21 protein-coding genes are annotated in these 18,077 nt (G+C 49.4%); 16 read left to right on the top strand and 5 right to left on the bottom strand.

Annotation, left to right across the window (positions count from 1 at the left end; translation table 11 throughout):
* Nucleotides 1-2: 2 nt before the first annotated feature.
* Nucleotides 3-2,300: a TonB-dependent receptor gene (locus L3K52_09255; GenBank protein ID UOG93891.1), complete on the bottom strand. Its 2,298-nt coding sequence runs from the start codon at nt 2,298-2,300 to the stop codon at nt 3-5.
* Between the two features lie 240 nt (nt 2,301-2,540).
* Between L3K52_09255 and exbB (L3K52_09260) the strand changes: the two genes are divergently transcribed.
* From exbB (L3K52_09260) to L3K52_09275, 4 genes are read left to right on the top strand one after another with little or no spacing between them, the layout of a single operon-like run.
* Nucleotides 2,541-2,972, top strand: a complete 432-nt coding sequence (gene exbB, locus L3K52_09260; GenBank protein ID UOG93892.1) for a TonB-system energizer ExbB — start codon at nt 2,541-2,543, stop codon at nt 2,970-2,972.
* Nucleotides 2,969-3,352, top strand: a complete 384-nt coding sequence (exbD, locus tag L3K52_09265) for a TonB system transport protein ExbD (GenBank protein UOG93893.1) — start codon at nt 2,969-2,971, stop codon at nt 3,350-3,352. The genes exbB (L3K52_09260) and exbD (L3K52_09265) overlap by 4 nt, the downstream gene beginning before the upstream one ends.
* Entirely contained in the window at nt 3,349-4,131 is a 783-nt protein-coding gene (locus L3K52_09270; protein ID UOG93894.1) for an energy transducer TonB, read from the top strand. Before exbD (L3K52_09265) ends, L3K52_09270 begins: the two co-directional genes overlap by 4 nt.
* Before the next feature lie 54 nt (nt 4,132-4,185).
* Complete coding sequence (locus tag L3K52_09275) at nt 4,186-5,316, top strand: c-type cytochrome (GenBank protein UOG93895.1); 1,131 nt, start codon at nt 4,186-4,188, stop codon at nt 5,314-5,316.
* A 20-nt stretch (nt 5,317-5,336) separates the two neighbouring features.
* Here L3K52_09275 and L3K52_09280 read toward each other — a convergent pair whose 3' ends face one another.
* Nucleotides 5,337-6,338 carry a hypothetical protein gene (locus L3K52_09280; GenBank protein UOG93896.1) on the bottom strand — a complete coding sequence of 334 codons (1,002 nt, stop codon included), beginning with the start codon at nt 6,336-6,338 and terminating at the stop codon, nt 5,337-5,339.
* 320 nt (nt 6,339-6,658) lie between these two features.
* On the opposite strand from L3K52_09280, the gene L3K52_09285 reads away from it, so the two are divergent.
* Both L3K52_09285 and L3K52_09290 read left to right on the top strand, forming a co-directional pair.
* Nucleotides 6,659-7,261, top strand: a complete 603-nt coding sequence (locus L3K52_09285; GenBank protein ID UOG93897.1) for a hypothetical protein — start codon at nt 6,659-6,661, stop codon at nt 7,259-7,261.
* 272 nt (nt 7,262-7,533) lie between these two features.
* Entirely contained in the window at nt 7,534-7,995 is a 462-nt protein-coding gene (locus tag L3K52_09290) for a rhodanese-like domain-containing protein (GenBank protein ID UOG93898.1), read from the top strand.
* Between the two features lie 61 nt (nt 7,996-8,056).
* Here the strand turns inward: L3K52_09290 and L3K52_09295 are convergent, their stop codons facing one another.
* Nucleotides 8,057-8,698 (bottom strand): peroxiredoxin, encoded by a 642-nt coding sequence (locus L3K52_09295; protein UOG93899.1) that lies wholly within the window; start codon nt 8,696-8,698, stop codon nt 8,057-8,059.
* Between the two features lie 276 nt (nt 8,699-8,974).
* Here L3K52_09295 and L3K52_09300 point away from each other — a divergent pair, with 276 nt between their 5' ends.
* Genes L3K52_09300 through L3K52_09320 form a run of 5 tightly spaced genes read left to right on the top strand, consistent with a single transcriptional unit; the run spans nt 8,975 to nt 14,606 of the window.
* Nucleotides 8,975-12,826, top strand: a complete 3,852-nt coding sequence (locus L3K52_09300) for an Eco57I restriction-modification methylase domain-containing protein (protein UOG93900.1) — start codon at nt 8,975-8,977, stop codon at nt 12,824-12,826.
* A 1-nt stretch (nt 12,827) separates the two neighbouring features.
* Nucleotides 12,828-13,736 carry a putative phage abortive infection protein gene (locus tag L3K52_09305; protein ID UOG93901.1) on the top strand — a complete coding sequence of 303 codons (909 nt, stop codon included), beginning with the start codon at nt 12,828-12,830 and terminating at the stop codon, nt 13,734-13,736.
* Between the two features lies 1 nt (nt 13,737).
* Nucleotides 13,738-13,926 carry a hypothetical protein gene (locus L3K52_09310; GenBank protein UOG93902.1) on the top strand — a complete coding sequence of 63 codons (189 nt, stop codon included), beginning with the start codon at nt 13,738-13,740 and terminating at the stop codon, nt 13,924-13,926.
* Nucleotides 13,916-14,227 (top strand): nucleotidyltransferase domain-containing protein, encoded by a 312-nt coding sequence (locus L3K52_09315; GenBank protein UOG93903.1) that lies wholly within the window; start codon nt 13,916-13,918, stop codon nt 14,225-14,227. The genes L3K52_09310 and L3K52_09315 overlap by 11 nt, the downstream gene beginning before the upstream one ends.
* Nucleotides 14,220-14,606 (top strand): DUF86 domain-containing protein, encoded by a 387-nt coding sequence (locus L3K52_09320; GenBank protein ID UOG93904.1) that lies wholly within the window; start codon nt 14,220-14,222, stop codon nt 14,604-14,606. Before L3K52_09315 ends, L3K52_09320 begins: the two co-directional genes overlap by 8 nt.
* Nucleotides 14,607-14,683: 77 nt before the next feature.
* On the opposite strand, the gene L3K52_09325 is transcribed toward L3K52_09320, so the two are convergent.
* Nucleotides 14,684-15,121, bottom strand: a complete 438-nt coding sequence (locus L3K52_09325; protein ID UOG93905.1) for a type II toxin-antitoxin system VapC family toxin — start codon at nt 15,119-15,121, stop codon at nt 14,684-14,686.
* The gene (locus L3K52_09330) at nt 15,118-15,378 is read right to left on the bottom strand and encodes a hypothetical protein (GenBank protein ID UOG93906.1); all 261 of its coding nucleotides are present in this window, start codon (nt 15,376-15,378) and stop codon (nt 15,118-15,120) included. Before L3K52_09330 ends, L3K52_09325 begins: the two co-directional genes overlap by 4 nt.
* A gap of 200 nt (nt 15,379-15,578) precedes the next feature.
* On the opposite strand from L3K52_09330, the gene L3K52_09335 reads away from it, so the two are divergent.
* The 5 genes from L3K52_09335 to exbD (L3K52_09355) are packed head-to-tail and all read left to right on the top strand — an operon-like array spanning nt 15,579 to nt 18,043.
* Nucleotides 15,579-15,875, top strand: coding sequence for a DUF6516 family protein (locus L3K52_09335; GenBank protein ID UOG93907.1), 297 nt, complete (start codon nt 15,579-15,581; stop codon nt 15,873-15,875).
* Entirely contained in the window at nt 15,865-16,239 is a 375-nt protein-coding gene (locus L3K52_09340; protein UOG93908.1) for a hypothetical protein, read from the top strand. The genes L3K52_09335 and L3K52_09340 overlap by 11 nt, the downstream gene beginning before the upstream one ends.
* Before the next feature lie 42 nt (nt 16,240-16,281).
* Nucleotides 16,282-17,211, top strand: a complete 930-nt coding sequence (locus tag L3K52_09345) for a hypothetical protein (GenBank protein ID UOG93909.1) — start codon at nt 16,282-16,284, stop codon at nt 17,209-17,211.
* 23 nt (nt 17,212-17,234) lie between these two features.
* Complete coding sequence (gene exbB / locus L3K52_09350; GenBank protein UOG93910.1) at nt 17,235-17,666, top strand: TonB-system energizer ExbB; 432 nt, start codon at nt 17,235-17,237, stop codon at nt 17,664-17,666.
* On the top strand, nt 17,663-18,043 hold the full coding sequence (exbD, locus tag L3K52_09355; protein ID UOG93911.1) for a TonB system transport protein ExbD: 381 nt from the start codon (nt 17,663-17,665) through the stop codon (nt 18,041-18,043). Before exbB (L3K52_09350) ends, exbD (L3K52_09355) begins: the two co-directional genes overlap by 4 nt.
* Nucleotides 18,044-18,077: the final 34 nt, after the last annotated feature.

Raw genomic sequence — 18,077 nt, forward strand, 5'->3', positions numbered from 1 at the left:
AATTAAAAGTCGTAGGTTAGGCTAAGGTTAGTGGTGCGACCCGGTGCAACGTAAGTAAATGGCGCACCGCTGCGGTATAACGCTTCGTAGATGGTTTCATCCGTGGCGTTTTTCATATTCAACTGCGCTGACATCTTGTTGTTGATTTTGTATTCACCCATCAAATCGAGGCGGTTAGAAGCTTTGATGGTGTTACCCGTGGTAGCGGCAAATGCACCGCCGCCCACTTCACCCGTATGAATCACGCTGCCACCGACGGCGATTTTCGGTGTGATCTGGTACTTGGTTTGCACACTGGCGCTCTTTTCGGCAATGTTGGCTAAGGGTTTACCGAGGTTCGCAGGGGTTGCTGAGCCAGTGATTTCGCTATCCATGTAGACTGCACCACCGGCAAGGCTGAGTTTTTCGGTGACATTACCGGAAACGCCCAGTTCCATACCCTTGATGCGTACTTCACCCTGATTGCTGGTGTTGGATTCGATTTTGTTGCTCTTATCCAACTGGAATATTGCTGCACTGACCGCGAGGTTATCGTTGGCTAGGTTCCATTTGGTGCCGAGTTCCACGCTCTTATTGCGCTCAGGCTCAAACTTGGCAACATCCGCATTTAAACCACCGTAGGCAACATCGCCCACGCCGTCATACATTTCGCCCGGTACGTTGGATGAGGTACTGACCGAGGCGTAAACGCTGCCGTTTTCCTTCGGCTTATACACGACACCGGCATGACCGTTGGTAAAGCCTTCGTTGTATTTGACCGGCGGCGCAACCCCATTGACTGCACCACTGGTTGTACCCGCACCGTAAGTGAGTGATTCGCTGGTAATATCAAAGGTGTCGTGACGGATACCGCCGAAGACTTCCCATTTGGGGTTAAGCTTAACGGTATCCATGACATAGACCGAGTTCACATCGGCACTAATGTTCGAGGTGCGACTCACACCATTGATGCCCGGTGCGGCAACGTTATTGTTCGGGTTGATAATGTTCATGACGGGAGCGGGAACGCCACCCGGATTGGTCGTCGCATTAAACGCATTCAAGCTCGGTACGTCGTTCTTGATTTTTTCCTTACTCACCTCAAAACCGCCGACCACAATATGCTCGACATCGCCTTGATAGAATTCATGGGTGATTTGGGTGCTATTGCCGGTGAAGGTATTGGTGAAATCGGCGGTGTTCACGCTGTTAGTGATGGTCGCATCCGGTGTCAAACCCGTTGCCGGTACGCTGCCCGGCTTGGAAACGATGTACTTATTGGTGGTTTCGCCCACACGGGTTTTGCTGTTGATAGTGGTGTTTGGAGAGACTTTGTAGTCCACCGTACCCGTTAAAATATCCGCCCCCGTGTCGTGGAAGTCACGCCCGACAATCACGTAAGAATTGCTACGATCAACCGCTGCCGGTGCGCCGGTTGTTCGATCCCACGGATGCCCACGGTCTGGCATGGCTTCGTTGCGCAGGTGGTAATAATCCAAGGAAACATCCATTTTTTCGCTGGCTGCAATATCAGCAGCGATGGCAGCACCTTGACCTTTTTTGTACAGGTGATCCCGTCCGGCAATCTCGGAATCTTGAATCATGAGGTTGCTGCGCACTTTTACCTTGTCGTTGACCACGCGGTTAGCGTCAAGAGTTGCACGGTTGTCGTCGCCCACGGTCAATGTGCCGCGTGCAAAGTTAGCATCCTGCGGTTTTTTGGAAACGCTGTTGACCGCGCCGCCCGTCGTACCGCGCCCTGCGAAGGTAGAGCTTGGGCCTTTCGCAATTTCGATTTGTTCAGAGGCGAACACATCACGGGTAGTGGAACCGGGGTCACGCATTCCGTCGACGAAAATATCGTTACGTGTGTCGAAACCACGGATCAGGAAACGGTCGCCTTCCGCATTACCGCCTTCGCCGGTTCCCATGGTTACGCTCGGTTGGGTGCGCATCAGGTCTTTCAGCGCCATCACGCCCGCGTCTTCCATCTGTTCTTTGCCGACCACGGTGATGGTTTTGGAAACGTTCAAGAGAGGTTCGGTGAATTTGGTGTTGGCGGATTTGTCAACTTTGTATGGGGCTTCCGGGTCAGCGTTCGGGTTGGAACCGGGGGCGGCTTGTTTGGCTTCTGCGGTCACGCCTTCGAGTTGGGTAACGTCAGCTTTCGCATCTTTGGTTTTTTTGGTGTCATCCGCCGCTTGGCTAGGGGCGGCAAGCGTTGCCATCATGACAAATGCAGCCGAAGCAAGGGCAATAGCGGGGGATTCGGCACGGTTGACACTGCTACGGATAGCAAGAGGTTTTTTCTGACAGCTCACGGGATACTCCTAAAATAAAAATGTTACTCGAAGAAGCATCCGTGGCTGTCAGGTCGTTGGCTATACGATGCGTACTCTGTGGGTTGCAGATGATAATCATTCTATTTTACAGGTCAAGACTTTTGTGTTAAAAATGCGAATAATTTTTATTTGACAGCTTGCTGCACTTTGACAGATATTCAGCAGCACGCGATATTAACTGAGATTAGTCGTTTAAATTTAAGAGGTTTTACTAACATAATGGAATTTCTCAAACTGTATCTGGATCACATGGTGCTAGGCGCGTTGGGCTTTATGAGCTTTATTATGCTGGCGTTCGCGGTGGAGCGTTACATCTATTTTTGGCGCATTAAATTGGCGGATTTCAAGCACATTGAGCTGTTGAAAGTCGCGCTGACCCGCAATCTCACCACGATTTCCAGTGTTGGCGCGAATGCGCCGTATGTGGGGCTGTTAGGCACAGTCTTGGGGATTTTGATTACCTTCCACGAAATGGGACAAGGCAACAAGCTGGATGTGAATAGCATTATGCTCGGTCTGGCAATGGCGCTGAAAGCTACCGCTGCCGGGCTGTTGGTTGCGATTCCCGCCATCCTGTTTTACAACGGCTTGATGCGCAAAGTGGACGTGCTGGTATCACGTTGGACTGCCTTACAGGATGGTTTTGCATGAAACGTTTCGACCAGATCAATATGATCCCCTTCATCGACATTATGCTGGTGTTGCTGGCGATCGTGCTGACCACGGCAAGTTTTGTGTCTCAAGGGCTGATTCCGGTTAATCTGCCCACCGCCGAACAAGTCAGCGAGCCATCGAAAGATGAAGAGCCGTTGGAAATTGCTATTAACGAGAAGAATGAGTTTTTCCTTGGTGAGGAAAAAGTCACGCTGGAACAAATGGCTGAAAAGCTCAAGGTGCAAGCCAAGCCAGAAACGTTGATTGTATTGCGCATTGATAAAGCCGCTGTGTTTGAGCATTTCGTCAAATTGATTGATTTGCTGAAAGCACAGGAACTCAATAACCTTTCGATACAGGCACAGCAAGAGCCATGAAAACCAATCATATCAGCGGCTTTGGTATTTCCACGGCTGTGCATATTGGGTTGGCGTTATTGCTGATGCCTCTCCTGTTTGCCGCAGAAACCAAGCCGGAAGAACCCCCCATTCTGCCGGTGGAATTGAGCATGTTCGAGCCGCAAGCTCCCGAACCTGCCCCCGAACCCGTGCCGCAGGTAGCGCCAGAACCACCGCCGCCGCCACCCCCACCACCGCCGCAACCTAAGCCCAAGCCAAAGGAAAAGCCGAAACCGGAAAAGCCCAAGCCGGAAAAGAAGGTGGAAAAACCCTTGCCCAAACCTAAGCCAGAAAAGGATTTGCGCCAAGAGCAGGAGGAACGAGAACGCCGCGAAGCAGAACGTCGTGAGCGTGAGGAACAGCAACGCCAACAGGAAATGCGCGAACAGCAACAGCGTGAAGCCGCCGAGCGTCAAGCACGTCAACAGGTGCAACAAGAAGCCGCTGCGCGTGCGGCTGCCCAAGCCCAAAACGAAGTGCCAGTGATTACGAATCCACGTTATCGCCGCCCGCCGAGTCCGCCGGATTACCCCCGCCGTGCGCTGGAATCGGGTACGGAAGGCACAACGATTGTGCGTGCCAATGTCAGCCCCAGTGGTAGCGTGATTGCGGCTAAAGTACACAAGTCCTCTGGTAATGCGTCATTGGATGCCGCAGCGCTCAAAGCAGTGCGCGGTTGGGCGTTTGTGCCAGCTACTCGCGGTGGCGGGAATATCGAATCCATCGTCCAAGTGCCGGTCAATTTTAGAATTAAGTGAGAACAGGCGACTCAGTTTGACGTAGCAAACTTTGCCGCCGAGGAAAATTAAATCATGCGCCCCATTATTTTCTGTTTATTGTGCTTGGCATCAACTGCCATTGCCGCTAATCCTCCCCTTGATACCAAAGCCGCATTGGGCGAAAAGCTGTTTTCTGACGTGAATCTGTCGAAAAACCGCACGCAATCTTGCGCCACTTGCCACAATCCTGAGCACGGTTTCGTGGATAATCGCAGCACAGCGGTGGGCAACGCAGTTTCCTTGGGCGCTGACGGCAAATCCTTGGGGGATCGCAATGCACCAACAGCAACTTACGCCAAATTCAGCCCAGATTTTCACCAGAACAAAGCGGGTAACTATATCGGCGGGCAATTTCTGGATGGACGCGAGAAAGATTTAGCTGGGCAGGCGGGCGGACCACCACTGAATCCGGTGGAAATGGGGATGCCGGACAAAGTGAGCGTGGTAGCGCGTTTGCAGGAAAATCAGGATTACGTTGGCGCGTTCAAACAGCTTTTCGGCGCAAGTGTTTTCGACACGCCGGAAACGGCTTACGCGGCAATGGCAGAAAGTTTGGGCGAGTTTGAAAAAACCGATACCTTCGCACCGTTTGATTCCAAATATGACCGCTATTTGCAAGGCGAGGTCGAACTGACGGATCAGGAATCGTTGGGCGAATCGTTGTTCTTTTCTCAGCAATTCACCAATTGTAATCGCTGCCATCAGTTGAAAGCTTTCCCCGGTAGTGACGGCGAAACCTTCAGCAATTACGAGTACCACAATTTGGGCGTGCCGACCAATCACGCGGTACGGGCGGCGAATGGCAAGGCTAAGGATTTCGTTGATCAAGGTTTGTTGGCACACCCCGACATTAGCGACCCCACAGCGGCGGGCAAATTCAAAGTGCCAACTTTGCGCAATGTCGCTGTGACCGCGCCGTATATGCACAATGGCGTGTTTGCCGATTTGCGTACCGTTGTATTGTTTTACGACAAATTTAATAATGCGCAACGCACACTCAACCCGGAAACCAGCAAACCGTGGGATGTGCCGGAAGTCGCAGATAATATCGCCTTAAAAACTGAGGATTTTCAATCATCTGCTTTGAAAGATGCGGAGGTAGATGCGTTGGTAGCGTTTATGAAGACGCTGACGGATCAGCGTTATGAACATTTGCTCAAGTAAAAATGTATGCAGTTCTGGTTTCAAGCAGTTAGCAGTGATAGCTGATCCGAAAATACCGTGCTGTGCATCGTTGCCGCTGAGTTATCCACCAAGTTGAACACGCCACACAGCTCGTGCCAGCCAATGCCTTGTAACCAATCCGCTAGTTTCACGGTGCCTTGCCCTTTGCGTGGCAGGATGTAACAACTTTCACCCCGATACAACAGGTTGTAAGGTCGGTTAGCCTGATGCAATGCTGCCAGGATTTCCCACGCCGCTTGCGCAGAATCTGCCCGCCAGCAATGCAGCGGGTAGGCTTGTGTGCCGCCGTTATGTTGCCACTGGGCTGCTTCCACCGGAAAGGGAGATGGGCGTATAAATCCTTGAAAATGCAATTGATTGACCGAGGCATACGCGCCGACACTATTGAATGCTATCCCAAACCCCGGTAGGTAGGTGGCGGTGCTGGCAGCCAGCGCCATGATGCGTTCATGGTAGGGTTGTGTCAGGAATTGCGGCAAGGTGGCTTGCGGTTCAGGTACGATCAGCGTGTGCCAAGGTGCAAATGAATATTTGTTGTAGAACACCCGCAAATTCATGCCTTCCGCCGTGCCTTCCCATAAGATTTCGGGGCGTAGGAAGGGTTTGTTGAAGTGAAATTTATCCGCTGCAAATGCTTGGTACAATTCGCTGAAGACTTCGCTCGATACCCGCGCTGGGCGCAGACTCCGTAATGGGTTTATCACCAATTCCCACGGTTCAGCGCGGGCGTGTTCCCAGCCGGAAAAAATCTCGATGCCGGTTTTCAGCAGTGCTGCAAAGGTGGCGACATCATCCACCGGGCCGTCAGGCTTGCGCTGTTGCAATTGTGCAAAAGTTTCACGCAAAGGTGTTGCAAGCTGTTGGCGTAATTGTGCGTCTTGCATACTGTTGGCGAGTACCAAGATAAACGCGCCCAAGCCATCGGGCGTGAGCATGTTTTGTAAACCGTCGGCAAAGCGGGTTTTGAAAGCGTCGGGGGAGGTGGTGAAGAGCATAGTCATTTGCCTAAATTCTGGATGTTACAACTGTTCCCCATCATAATTTAAAGCATGGCTAGGCACAGCCGCTTTACGACAAGTTGTATTCGGTTATTGGAGAAATCCAACATGCTTTGGCTAAACTCAACCCTGAAACTGTTCAGGATCTACAAAGCCGCTGCTTGCTTACGATTAGCAAAATAATTAAGTAATTGATTTTATTATAAATAAAAATTACTGGTTCAGTTGGCATAGCGCCTGCAATATCCCTAACAAGAGCAGCAAACACCGTCTGCTCAATAATAGAAACCAATATTAAAATTAATCTACAAGGAAACTACATCATGAAATTCCAACAAATCGCTCTGACTATCGCACTGTTCGCTGTTTCTGCTACTGGCTTCGCGGCTGAAAGCGACACCATTAAACAATCCGTTGACGTTGACCAGACCATCAGCGTGGACAGCCCGGCTGACCCAGCCACTGCCGCAGCGGGTGAAGCGATTAATGTGGCTTGGACTGTTAATAGCAACAACGCTTTCAAATATTCCTTCAGTGGCACATCCAAAGATGATGCAGGCTCCGACTTGAAATACCCTCAGTTCATCAAGCAGGACGTGGATGCCAACGGCAAATTGGTCGATAAAAACTATGACGTGCTGGATACTAGCTTTGGTGTTGCCTTGTCTGACTATGAGTCTGTACAGAACAGTAACACTTGGGGCAAAGGCGAAGCCGCCGCCGGTGAAGCCAAGGCGCTGGTAGCGGATACCTCTGATGCAACTTCCCCTTACGGAACCATGGGGCGCGTTATGACTGGCGACAAGACCGGCAAAGCGACCATCAGCTTGTTTTCCAAGGGTATTGCGGATGCGTCTGATCAGTCTGGCATCTACAATAGCGAAGTCATGCTGACCGTCACGGCTGAAGAGCAACTCGGCGGCTAATTTTCCCTAGAACACTTTATTACCGCCCCTCATGATTCGTCATGGGGGGCATTTCTCATGGGGCAAGTGTTTTACCACAAATTTAATAATGCGCAACGCACACGCAACCCGGAAACCAGTAAACTCTGGGACGCGTTGGAAGTAGCTGATAATCTCGCCTTAGAAACTGAGGGTTTCAAGCATCTGCTTTGAAAGATGCGGAGGTGGATGCGTTGGTGGCGTTACGAGCATCCGCTCAAGTAAAATATGGTTAATTTTGGAGTTTTATAGTGATGTATGCAGTTAAATGGCTGGCTCTTACGGTGGCAATGGGTGTGGTGATGACGGTGGGGGCTTGTTCCAAAACCGAAAGTGTCGGTGGGGCTAATGCGGTTGCATCCGCTGCACAGGGGGCGGTGAAGAATGTCTCGAATGCCGAGTTACAAACCTTGTTGGATCAAAAAGTTACTTTGATCGACATTCGTTTGCCGGAAGAGTGGGCGCAAACCGGCATTGTGGCGGGTAGCCAGCGGATTACGTTATTTCAGGAAAATGGCTCTGTTGCGCCGGATTTTTTGGCTAAAGTGCAGCAAGTAGCCGCAACCGATAAGCCCGTTGCGTTGATTTGTCGCACTGGCAACCGCACGCGGGCGGGGGCAGATATGTTGGCGCAAGTCGGTTACAAGGACGTGTATAACGTGACGAACGGGATTATGGGTTGGATCAAAGCGGGTAAGCCGGTTGTGCGTCAATAATAAATTGAGTGGTAGAGACGCAAGAGGTTGCGTCTCTACGGTGGTGGGTATAGGCGCTAAATTACAGCGATTTTTTGCAGAAATACCAGTCGGTGCATTCGTAACCTTCGTTCATGCGGGCTTCTGCGCCTGCGACATCTTGCGGTGGCGGCACGATGACTTTATCGCCCGGCTGCCAGCCTTCTGGGGTTGCTACTTTGTTGGCATCCGAGGTTTGCAAGGCGGCGACCAAACGCAGGAATTCATCAATCGAACGCCCGTTGGTCATCGGGTAGTACACCATTGCCCGCATAATGCCGTTCGGGTCGATGATGAAGGTGGCACGCACGGCGGAAGTATCTGCTGCACCGGGGTGAATCATGCCGTAGGCATTCGCCACTTTCATGCTCAGGTCTTCGATGATCGGGAAGCCGATTTCCACCCCGAATTTTTCCTTGATATTGCGTACCCACGCGACATGGCTGTAATAGCTGTCGATGGATAAGCCTAACAGGTCGCAATTCAACGCGGCGAATTCGCTCTGGCGTTTGGCAAATGCCATGAATTCGGTGGTACAAACCGGGGTGAAGTCAGCCGGGTGCGAGAACAGTACCAACCATTTGCCTTTGTAATCTTCCAGCTTTTTTACACCGTGGGTGGTGCGGGCTTCAAATGCCGGGGCTGGCTCGTTAATGCGTGGCATAGCGTTTGTCATGTTTTCCATTTCAGTATCCTTTACGGTGAGCAGTTGATGTGATTAAGAAAGCTTGATCTTGCTAGTCGATCGTTTTGCTTTCCATGATGGGTATATTATTAAATACTGATTCGTTTGTGAAATGGATTATTTGGGATGATTCGTTCGATTTTCTGGTTTTTTCGGGTGGTGATGTTAAAGCTATCCAGATGGATGTATCGAGCAGAGTCATTGAGTGTTGAAACTGGCTGATTTTTTGTGTGCAATCGGGTATACATAAGCCACGATAATTTTGGGCTATACCTGATGACGACTCCCACCCCGCTTTTTTCTCATGCCTTCTTGATGGCTTGCTGGAGCGACGATTATACGGCGTATTGCGCTGGCGATACCGATAGCCGTTTGTTGACCAAGCTGACGCATTGGGCAGAAAAAGATTTCCAACATGAAACCGGGGCAGAAGGCGGTTTTCTGGATGTCTTTTTCACGGAACTGTGGGGCTATGCGCGTTCGGGTAAACAGGAAAAGGCGGCGGGCTTTACGCTGGCACAGCAATTTGCGATTGAAAAAGCGGGGCAAAACTGCGGTGTCGGTAAAGCGGATGCGGCAATGGGGTGGTTTGGGGCGAGTACCTTACCGGATACACCGCAGATATTGTGCGAGTTCAAGGATATACGTTCGGCGTTGGATGCGAAGCAGAACCGCAAGGGCAATGACCGCTCCCCCGTGCAACAGTGTGCGGATTATCTGCATTTTGCGAAACGCCAATTTACCCCGTATGGCACAGAAAAAATCCAGCCCATCTGGGGCATTGTCAGCGATATGAACGAATTCCGCTTGTATTGGAATGCGCGGATGCCGCACCAGTACGAGCGCTTTGTGATTAAGCGTAAATCGTTGGCAGAAACCGGCGTGGTGTTATTGGACAGTGGCGAAAAAGCCCGTCAGCAACGTTTTCTATTCAGCCGTTTGTTTCATGCCGATTGGCTGTTGAATCGCGGGAGTGAGCCGCCGTTGTTGGGCTTGTTGTCGATGCAGCGGATTCAGGAAAAGGCGCTGGAAAAGACCTTTTACTTTGAATACCGCGCTTATCGGGATGCCTTGTTCAAAACCTTGCTCGCGCATAACCCTGCCTATCAGCAACAGCCGCGTCAGTTGGTGCGTTTGACGCAAAAGCTGTTGGATCGCTTGTTGTTTGTGCTGTTTTGCGAGGATATGGGGGCGCACCTACAATTCCCTGTCAATCTGTTGAGCAAGCTGCTGAGTGAGGACAGCCAGAAAACCGATTATTTGTCGGAAGCGGCGGATGTGTGGAATAGCAGCGTGTTGCCGTTGTTTAAGTCAATGCGCAATGGGGGGATTTTCCGTTCGCACCCGATCAGCCGTTTCAACGGGGGCTTGTTTGCTGCCGATAGTGATTTGGATGATTTGCACGTTCCGAATAAGGTGTTTTTTGTGCCGTTTCAGGGGGCGGATGATGCCACCTTGCTGAAACACAAAGACACGTTGCTGTACTTTTCCGCGAATTACAATTTTGGGATTGAGGAAGGCGGCGAACGGGCGATTGGTTTGTATACCTTGGGGCGCATCTTTGAGCAGTCGATTACCGATTTGGAAATCATGGAGGCGGAAGCCGCTAACCAAGATTCCTTGATGAAGTTGAGTAAGCGCAAAACCGATGGCGTGTATTACACCCCGGAATGGGTGACGGCGTATGTCGTTGAGGAAACCTTGGGTTTGCGCTTGCGGGAGTTGCGGGCGGAAAATGGGCAGGGCGAGTTTGCGGGGTTGGATGCGGCGTTGGTGGATGCTGACCATTTTAAGAATGGCAAGCTGAAAAAGAATACCTTGAGTGCGCGGTATTGCGATTGGTTGGACAGTTACCAACAGCGTTTGAGTGGTTTGAAAGTGCTTGATCCCGCATGTGGTAGCGGGGCGTTTTTGATTCAGGCACTCAAGCGTTTGTTGCAGGAACACGAGTGGCTTGTGAGCGAGAAAAGCCGCGTCAATTACGAATTTCGGCAGGTGGCGGCGTTTGACAAGGCGAAGGCTTACCGCGAGATTTTGGCGAAAAACTTGTATGGGGTGGATGTCAACGCCGAGTCGGTGGAAATCACCAAGCTGGCGTTGTGGTTGCATACAGTAATGCCGGGGCAACCGCTGTCATCGTTGGATGGTAATATTTTGTGCGGTAACAGTTTGGTGGATTGGGATATTAACCGCGCTGAAAAGCCGCTAAGCGATGCACAGCTTGAGCGGATTAATCCGTTCAGTTACCGCGAGGCGTTTGCGGAGGTGTTCGCGGCGGGTGGGTTTGATGTGATTATTGGCAATCCGCCGTACATTAAGTTGCAGAATATGCGGCGGATTCAGCCGGAAGCGACGGATTATTGGGTGAGTGCGAAAAATGCCGATGGTTCGGTGAAATTCCGCAGTGTGCAGACGGGCAATTACGACATTTACTTGCCGTTTATTGAGCAATCGGTGGGTTTGTTGAATCCAGAGGGGCGCATGGGGTTGATTGCGCCGAATGTGTGGGCGGTGAACGATTACGGGCAGGGCTTGCGGGAAGTGTTGCATGAGACGCGGCGCATGGATCGCTGGGTGGATTTCAAAAGCTACCAGATTTTTGACGAAGCGATTACCTACACCGCGCTGCAATTTTTCACGGGTAAAGCGGTTGATGGTATCAAACTGCATTTTGCGCCGAATGGGGGCGACGACCTCAGCAGCCTCGACTGGTCACAGGTCAACGCCCTGCCTTACGACAATCTGCCCACTACCGACGCATGGCAATTCATGCCCGAACCCGAACGCCAGCTCATCGCAAAACTCAACGCAACTTGCAAAACATTGGAACAAAGCTGTGCTGGAATTTCAGTAGGTATTCAAACCAGTGCTGACAATATTTATCATTTGACCAAAATCAGTACTGGAAAGTACGTGTCTCATGCTGACAAACAAACCCCCATTGATGTTGAAATTGAAGACGATTTGATGCACCCACTGGTTTCTGGTGTGGAAGCCAAACGTTATCAGATACCCCAAACAGATACTTATTTGCTGTTCCCTTACGATTTGGCTGGGGAGCGTCCGCGTTTATTTTCAGCAGAAACAATGCAGGAACGCTTTCCAAAGGGTTGGCAATATCTGTGCTCTCATGAGGTAAATCTGCGTAAACGTGAGGGTGGGAAAATGGATAAAGATGAAGGCTGGTGGGCTTACAATTATCCTAAAAATCTGGACAAACAGGAGTTTGCTAAACTGCTTGTTCCCCGTCTCGTCAAGCAATTATTTTGTACCATTGATGCTGATGGAGATTTTTATCTCGATAATGTGGATGTTGGCAGTATTCTCGTATCTGACAAGGGTGACTTGCCATTCTTAGCGGGAATATTGAATGCTCCTGTTGCGAATTTTATTTGGCGACGGATTTCCAAGCCGTTTCAAAACGATTACCGCACCGCGAATAAGCAGTTTATTGCACCGTTGCCGATTCCGAATGCGGATGAGGAACAGAAAAAGCAAGTGGCGGAATTGGCGGAGAAGTTGCAGGAATTGCATACCGCTTACCGCGATGAACTGCAAAAATTGGCAAAGCGTTTGTCTGCCGCACAAATGACAGACGACACCAAAACCCCGCAATGGATTTGGGCAACACTCCCCGACGAAAAACAACTGAAAGCCTCTGATGCCGCCAAAGCCACCGGACTCAAAGGCAAAGCCCTCACCGATTGGGCAAAAGCACAATACCAAACCGCCTTGGCGCAAAAACTCGAAAAACTCACCGTCAACCTCAATCCCAGTACCCAACTGACCGTCTGTTATGAAGATGGCGAATTACGCCTGCTTGCCAACGGCGTTCCCGCCTTCGATAGCCTGTTCATCGACGAGGCTGAACTGATTGCGGTGCAATGGAAATACGTGATTCGTTCCACCAACATCACACCGAGCGTCACCGCTGAAAAACTGCTGGGCGAATTGCTTAAACTCAAAACCACCGACAATGACAGCTTGCGTAAGCAGATTATCGCGCTGGATAAAAAACTGGATGAATTGCAGGTGGGGATTGAGGCGAAAGAACGGGAGATGAATGCGTTGGTTTATGGGTTGTATGGGTTGACGCGGGACGAGGTTTTGCAGGTGGAGAGAGGGTAGAATGGAAAATTCAGAGAAAGAATCAGGAAGATGGTTAGTTTCTGTTATGGGCGGAATGATTGTTCTAGCCTTGGTGTTCGGTATTTTAATTTCGATAACGTATATCTATGGCGTAGATGCTCTTTTTCCTTCCTTGAGGATTAGAGAAAACTGGGGTGTCGTTGGGGATTTTTTTGGTGGTATTCTGAATCCGGTTTTTGCGTTTTTAGGATTGATAATGTTGCTTGCGACGCTTTATCAATCTCAGAAAGAGCTATCACTGACTCGTAAAGAATTGGCAAATTCAACCGAAGCATTAAAAGATCAGGCACTAACTCAACGGCAACAGAGGTTTGAAAATACTTTCTTTGAATTGCTGAATCAACATAATCAATTGATTAGGGATATGAATGCTTTGATGCACAAGCCAGATATTAGTTGGATGAATCTTCATGAAAGCGAAAAAATTAGCAGTGATGTAAGAGAAGAGCTAGAAAAATACTTGCGGTCAAATGATGGCTCTAATCTAAGGAGTTATTTTATTGTCTTGTTTCAAATGCTAAAAATGCTTTATATTTATTTTAACGGCAGTGAAAATTTCAGCAAGGCTGGTGTATTGAAACTAGATAGTTTAACTGATGATGAAAAAAGATATTCAAACATTGTTCGTGCATTTGTTGATGCTCGCTTAGGTTGTTTGCTTGCAGTTAATTGCTTGTCAGGTGAAAAAGGGAAATATCCAAATTATCGAAGATTTAAGTCTTTACTCGAAAGGTATGCTTTTTTTGAACATATACCAATCAACTATACTGAGCATGGGAAAAAAGAATTTTTTGAATACGTAGTCGATAAAAACTTATTCAATAAGAATGTTTTTGGTTATGGTTACTATTATGAAAAGGTTAAAGATCGTTCTTTAGGATATGATTGAAATGTTAGCAGAAAACTCTTTATTAGAACGTTTAGTAGAAGACATTAGCCAGATGCCCGATACCAAATTTGCTGAAGTGCTGGATGAGTTAAAACATTGCATCCGTCAACCAAACCCCGCACCTGTCGGTGATTTTTGCCTAGACTTAAGGAATTACCGCTTTGATCGGGAGGAAGCCAATGCCCGCTAACCAACGCACGCTAAGCATCGTTGAACTCCGCGCTCTGCTGTCTGCTTTCAAACAACAGCACGGCGCGGAATACAGCCTACGCGCTTTAGGCTATTTCGGCTCTTACGCCCACAATACCGCCACCCCAGACAGTGACGTGGACATCGTATTCGAGACCGACAACCCCAACCTGTTCCTGACCGCCATGATGAAACAAGACTTGGAAGCCGTGTTGGAAAAACCCGTGGATGTATTGCACCTGCGCGGACTCACCAACTCACGCCTGAAAGCCCGTATCGAACAGGAAGCCGTTTATGTATGACCGTGAACTGCTGATTGAAAAGCTGCAAACCTTGCTGGCAGCGCTGCGCCGCATCCCTCGCCGTTTTGCTTCAATTACTGAACCTTCCGATTTCTATCTGACGGAAGACGGCGAGGATAAGCTAGATGCCATTTGCATGATTTTAATTGCAGCAGGTGAAGAGCTGAAAAATATCGACCGTAAAACTGAAGGTAAACTTTTCCCGCAATACCCAGCGGTAAGATGGCGCGGCGCAATGGGAATGCGGGATGTGCTGGCACACACCTATTTTCATGTTGACGCAGAACAGTTGTTCAATATCTGTAAAAATGACATTCCCACCATGATTGCCACATTGGAAACTATGCTCGGTGATCTTCAGCAGGTTGAACGCAATTGAGGACGGTGACTGTATGTTTTTGAATGAGTGAAACAACAGCGAGTAAGCAGGTGAAAATGGTAGTGGTATAATCACCGTTATAACGTAGCGCAATCCTTCAACTGAATAATATTTCCCAAGTGCTTGGTCTTCTCGTAATGTCGCTTATCTGCCGTAACAAGTATGGCATCGTTACACATTGCCATTGCATGGAAGACACTATCGTAAATGGAAGGATAGCCGCTTTGTGGATGACCTTGTTGGGTGATTTCGATGGCTTTTTTCATTTCCGCCCGTGTGAGTGTCCGCAATGGCAATAAGTGACGGGTTTGAAAATCCAGCAATTGGCTAACAAAATCAATCGGTACGTGATAATGGTTAGCCGTGCTGATCACTTCCAAATACAATAAATCCGGTGCTTGCAGATTAAATTCACGATTGGTGGCACGAGCAAAGAGTACTAACGCCTGTTCGCTGTCGGCTTCTTCCAAATACAGCTTGTTGAAAACAGAGGTGTCAATGATCAAGGATTTCACGGTTGTGATTCCGGTTGATGCCGCGCTGCCAAATATTCTCCCCGTTCTTGACGAATATGACGCAAGGTTTCCACTGAGTCTTGGTCAACTTTGAAGCGAGTTATGTTCTGTAACATGGCGAGTGCTTGCTGCCGATGCCAGTTCTCCAACGCTTGCTGGATGGCTTCGGCAACAAAGCGGGCGCGTTCCCCCTTGGGGATGGTATTGTCCAGTTGATCTTTTAGTGCGTTGTCTATGGTAATACTAATACGCTGCATAGTGCTTACTCCTGAGTAATACTATTAGTGAGTATAGCGTGACATGACTGGCGGTTCATCAACGAAACGGCGGAAATCCATCAAAAAACGGGGCAAATCCAAAGTCTGGTTCAGGTAGTCGGAAGCTTTTCAGCCATGCTTTAAGGTTTTTCACATCCTTCACCTTGAATTCCTCGTTTATCTGTTGTCATAATGTCAACATGAAAGCAAAGCTCATCCTGAAAGACAGAATCGTGTACGACGGCGGGTACATACAAGAAATGGTGATCTGGGAAGTGCCGCAACCCGTGGCAGGCAGTCAGCATCTCTATAAATATCGCCTATTTTTCGGTCTGCCAAATCAACGGATTGTCGGTTATGACAATGAACGCCCCAAAGGTGATCACAGGCATTACGGTGAGCGGGAGGAGGCTTATCCTTTCCTTACCATCCAGCAACTTGTGGGGGATTTTTTGGCGGATGTAGAAGAACAACGGAGGCAATATTATGCAGAATAACACTAAACGCACGCTCGAAATCAAAATCCAGTCTGAAAAACAGGCGATGCAAGCCTCGGCTGCACGTTTTCTAAATGCCTGGAACAAAAGCGAATACGCAGGCGAATACCTGACGTTTACCTCACCCGGCATGTTTTTTGAGGTGATTAACGCTCGCCGTTGGGATTTAGTCATCAAACTCCAAACGCTCGGCAAAACCAGCATCCGCGAATTGGCGCGACAGCTAGGGCGCGATGTCCGGCGGGTACACGATGACATTAAAATTCTGATCGACCACGGTATTGTCGAACAAGATGCAGAGGGCATTTGCGTTCCCTTCGATGAAATTCATGCCGACTTCACCTTGATGGCAGCGGCGGCGTAATAACCAATTACCTGTTATTAACCCCGCACCTGTCGGTGATTTTTGTTTAGCGGTGATGTGCTGCACCCGCGCCGCGCAGAATGCTATACTTCCGGCATGGGAAACAAAGACATCATCAGTAAATCAGTGCTAGGTCATCTGGCAGCAGACATCGCCAATCTGCTGTTAGGCTTGGGCGTGGATATGGATGCCGTGGAACTGCTCGACACCGAACAGCAACGGGTAGAGCAACGCCGCGCCGATCTAGTGGCACGGATGCGCCGCCAAGCTGACGGTGAAAACTTCATCCTGCACATCGAAATCCAAAATCAGAACGACAGCACCATGCCGTTGCGGATGTTGCGTTATTTCACCGACATCCAGCTTGCTTACCCGAAAGAAGCGGTGCATCAGCACTTAATCTACATCGGTAAAGAACGCCTGACCATGCCGGACTATTTTGCTGCCCCAGCGTTCACCTACCGCTATGCCCTGCTCGACATGCACACCGTCGATTGCAGCATTCTGTTGGCACAAGATACGCCCGACGCGCTGGTATTGGCGATTTTGTGCGATTTCCGAGGTAAACCTGTGCAGGAAGTGGTCAACCACATCGTGCTGCGCCTGCGCGAACTCATGGGCGACGACGAAAGCGGCTTCCGCAATTACTTCGAGATGCTCGAAACTCTCGCCGAAAACCGCGACCTGCAACCCAACATCAAAGAGGCTGAAGAAATGTTGACACAAGTAGACGTAACCAAGTTCGCCTCCTATAGCTGGGGCATGAGGGATGGCATCGAGAAAGGCATCGAGAAGGGCATCGAGAAAGGCATCGAGAAAGGCATCGAGAAAGGCAGATTAGAGGGTGAATTCAAGAAAGCTCAAGAGGTTGCCCTTGGTCTGTTGCAATTGGGGGTTATTGCTGAGGCAGACATTGCCCGCATTGCCGGTTTGTCGTTGGAAGAAGTCCAGAATTTGCGCGTCCAGCACTAGCATTGATACGAGGCAAGCTTTTAATGGAATTTCTCAAACTGTACCTGGATTACGCGGTGCTGGGCACGCTGGGCTTTATGAGCTTCATTATGCTGGCATTTGCAGTGGAGCGTTATATCTACTTCTGGCGCATTAATCTGCCAGATTTCAAACACATCGAGCTGTTGAAAGTTGCGCTAACTCGCAATCTCACCACCATCGCCAGCATTGGCTCGAACGCGCCGTATGTGGGGCTGTTAGGCACAGTTTTGGGGATTTTGCTTACCTTCCACGAAATGGGGCAGGGCAATAAACTGGATGTAAACAGCATTATGCTAGGGCTGGCAATGGCACTGAAAGCCACTGCTGCCGGGCTACTGGTCGCGATTCCTTCTATCTTGTTTTACAACGGTTTAATGCGCAAAGTGGACGTACTGGTATCGCGTTGGACTGCTTTGCAGGATGGCTTTGCATGAAACGTTTCGACCAGATTAATATGATTCCTTTCATCGACATTATGCTGGTGTTGCTGGCGATTGTGCTGACGACAGCAAGTTTTGTGTCGCAAGGGTTGATTCCGATTAATCTGCCGACTGCCGAGCAAGCCAGTGAAGCGTCGAATGACGAGACACCGCTCGAAATTGCCATCAATGCGCAGAATGAGTTTTTCCTTGGTGAAGAAAAAGTCACGCTGGAACAAATGGCTGAAAAGCTCAAACTGCAAGCCAAGCCAGAAACGTTGATTGTATTGCGCATTGATAAGGCGACTGTGTTTGAACATTTCGTCAAGCTGATTGATCTGCTGAAAGCACAGGAACTCAACAACTTGTCGATACAGGCACAGCAGGAGTAGCGCTCTGTCAATTCCTCTCTGTTTTTGAAAAAAC

This window comes from Candidatus Thiothrix sulfatifontis, assembly GCA_022828425.1.
Classification (GTDB): Bacteria; Pseudomonadota; Gammaproteobacteria; order Thiotrichales; family Thiotrichaceae; genus Thiothrix; species Thiothrix sulfatifontis.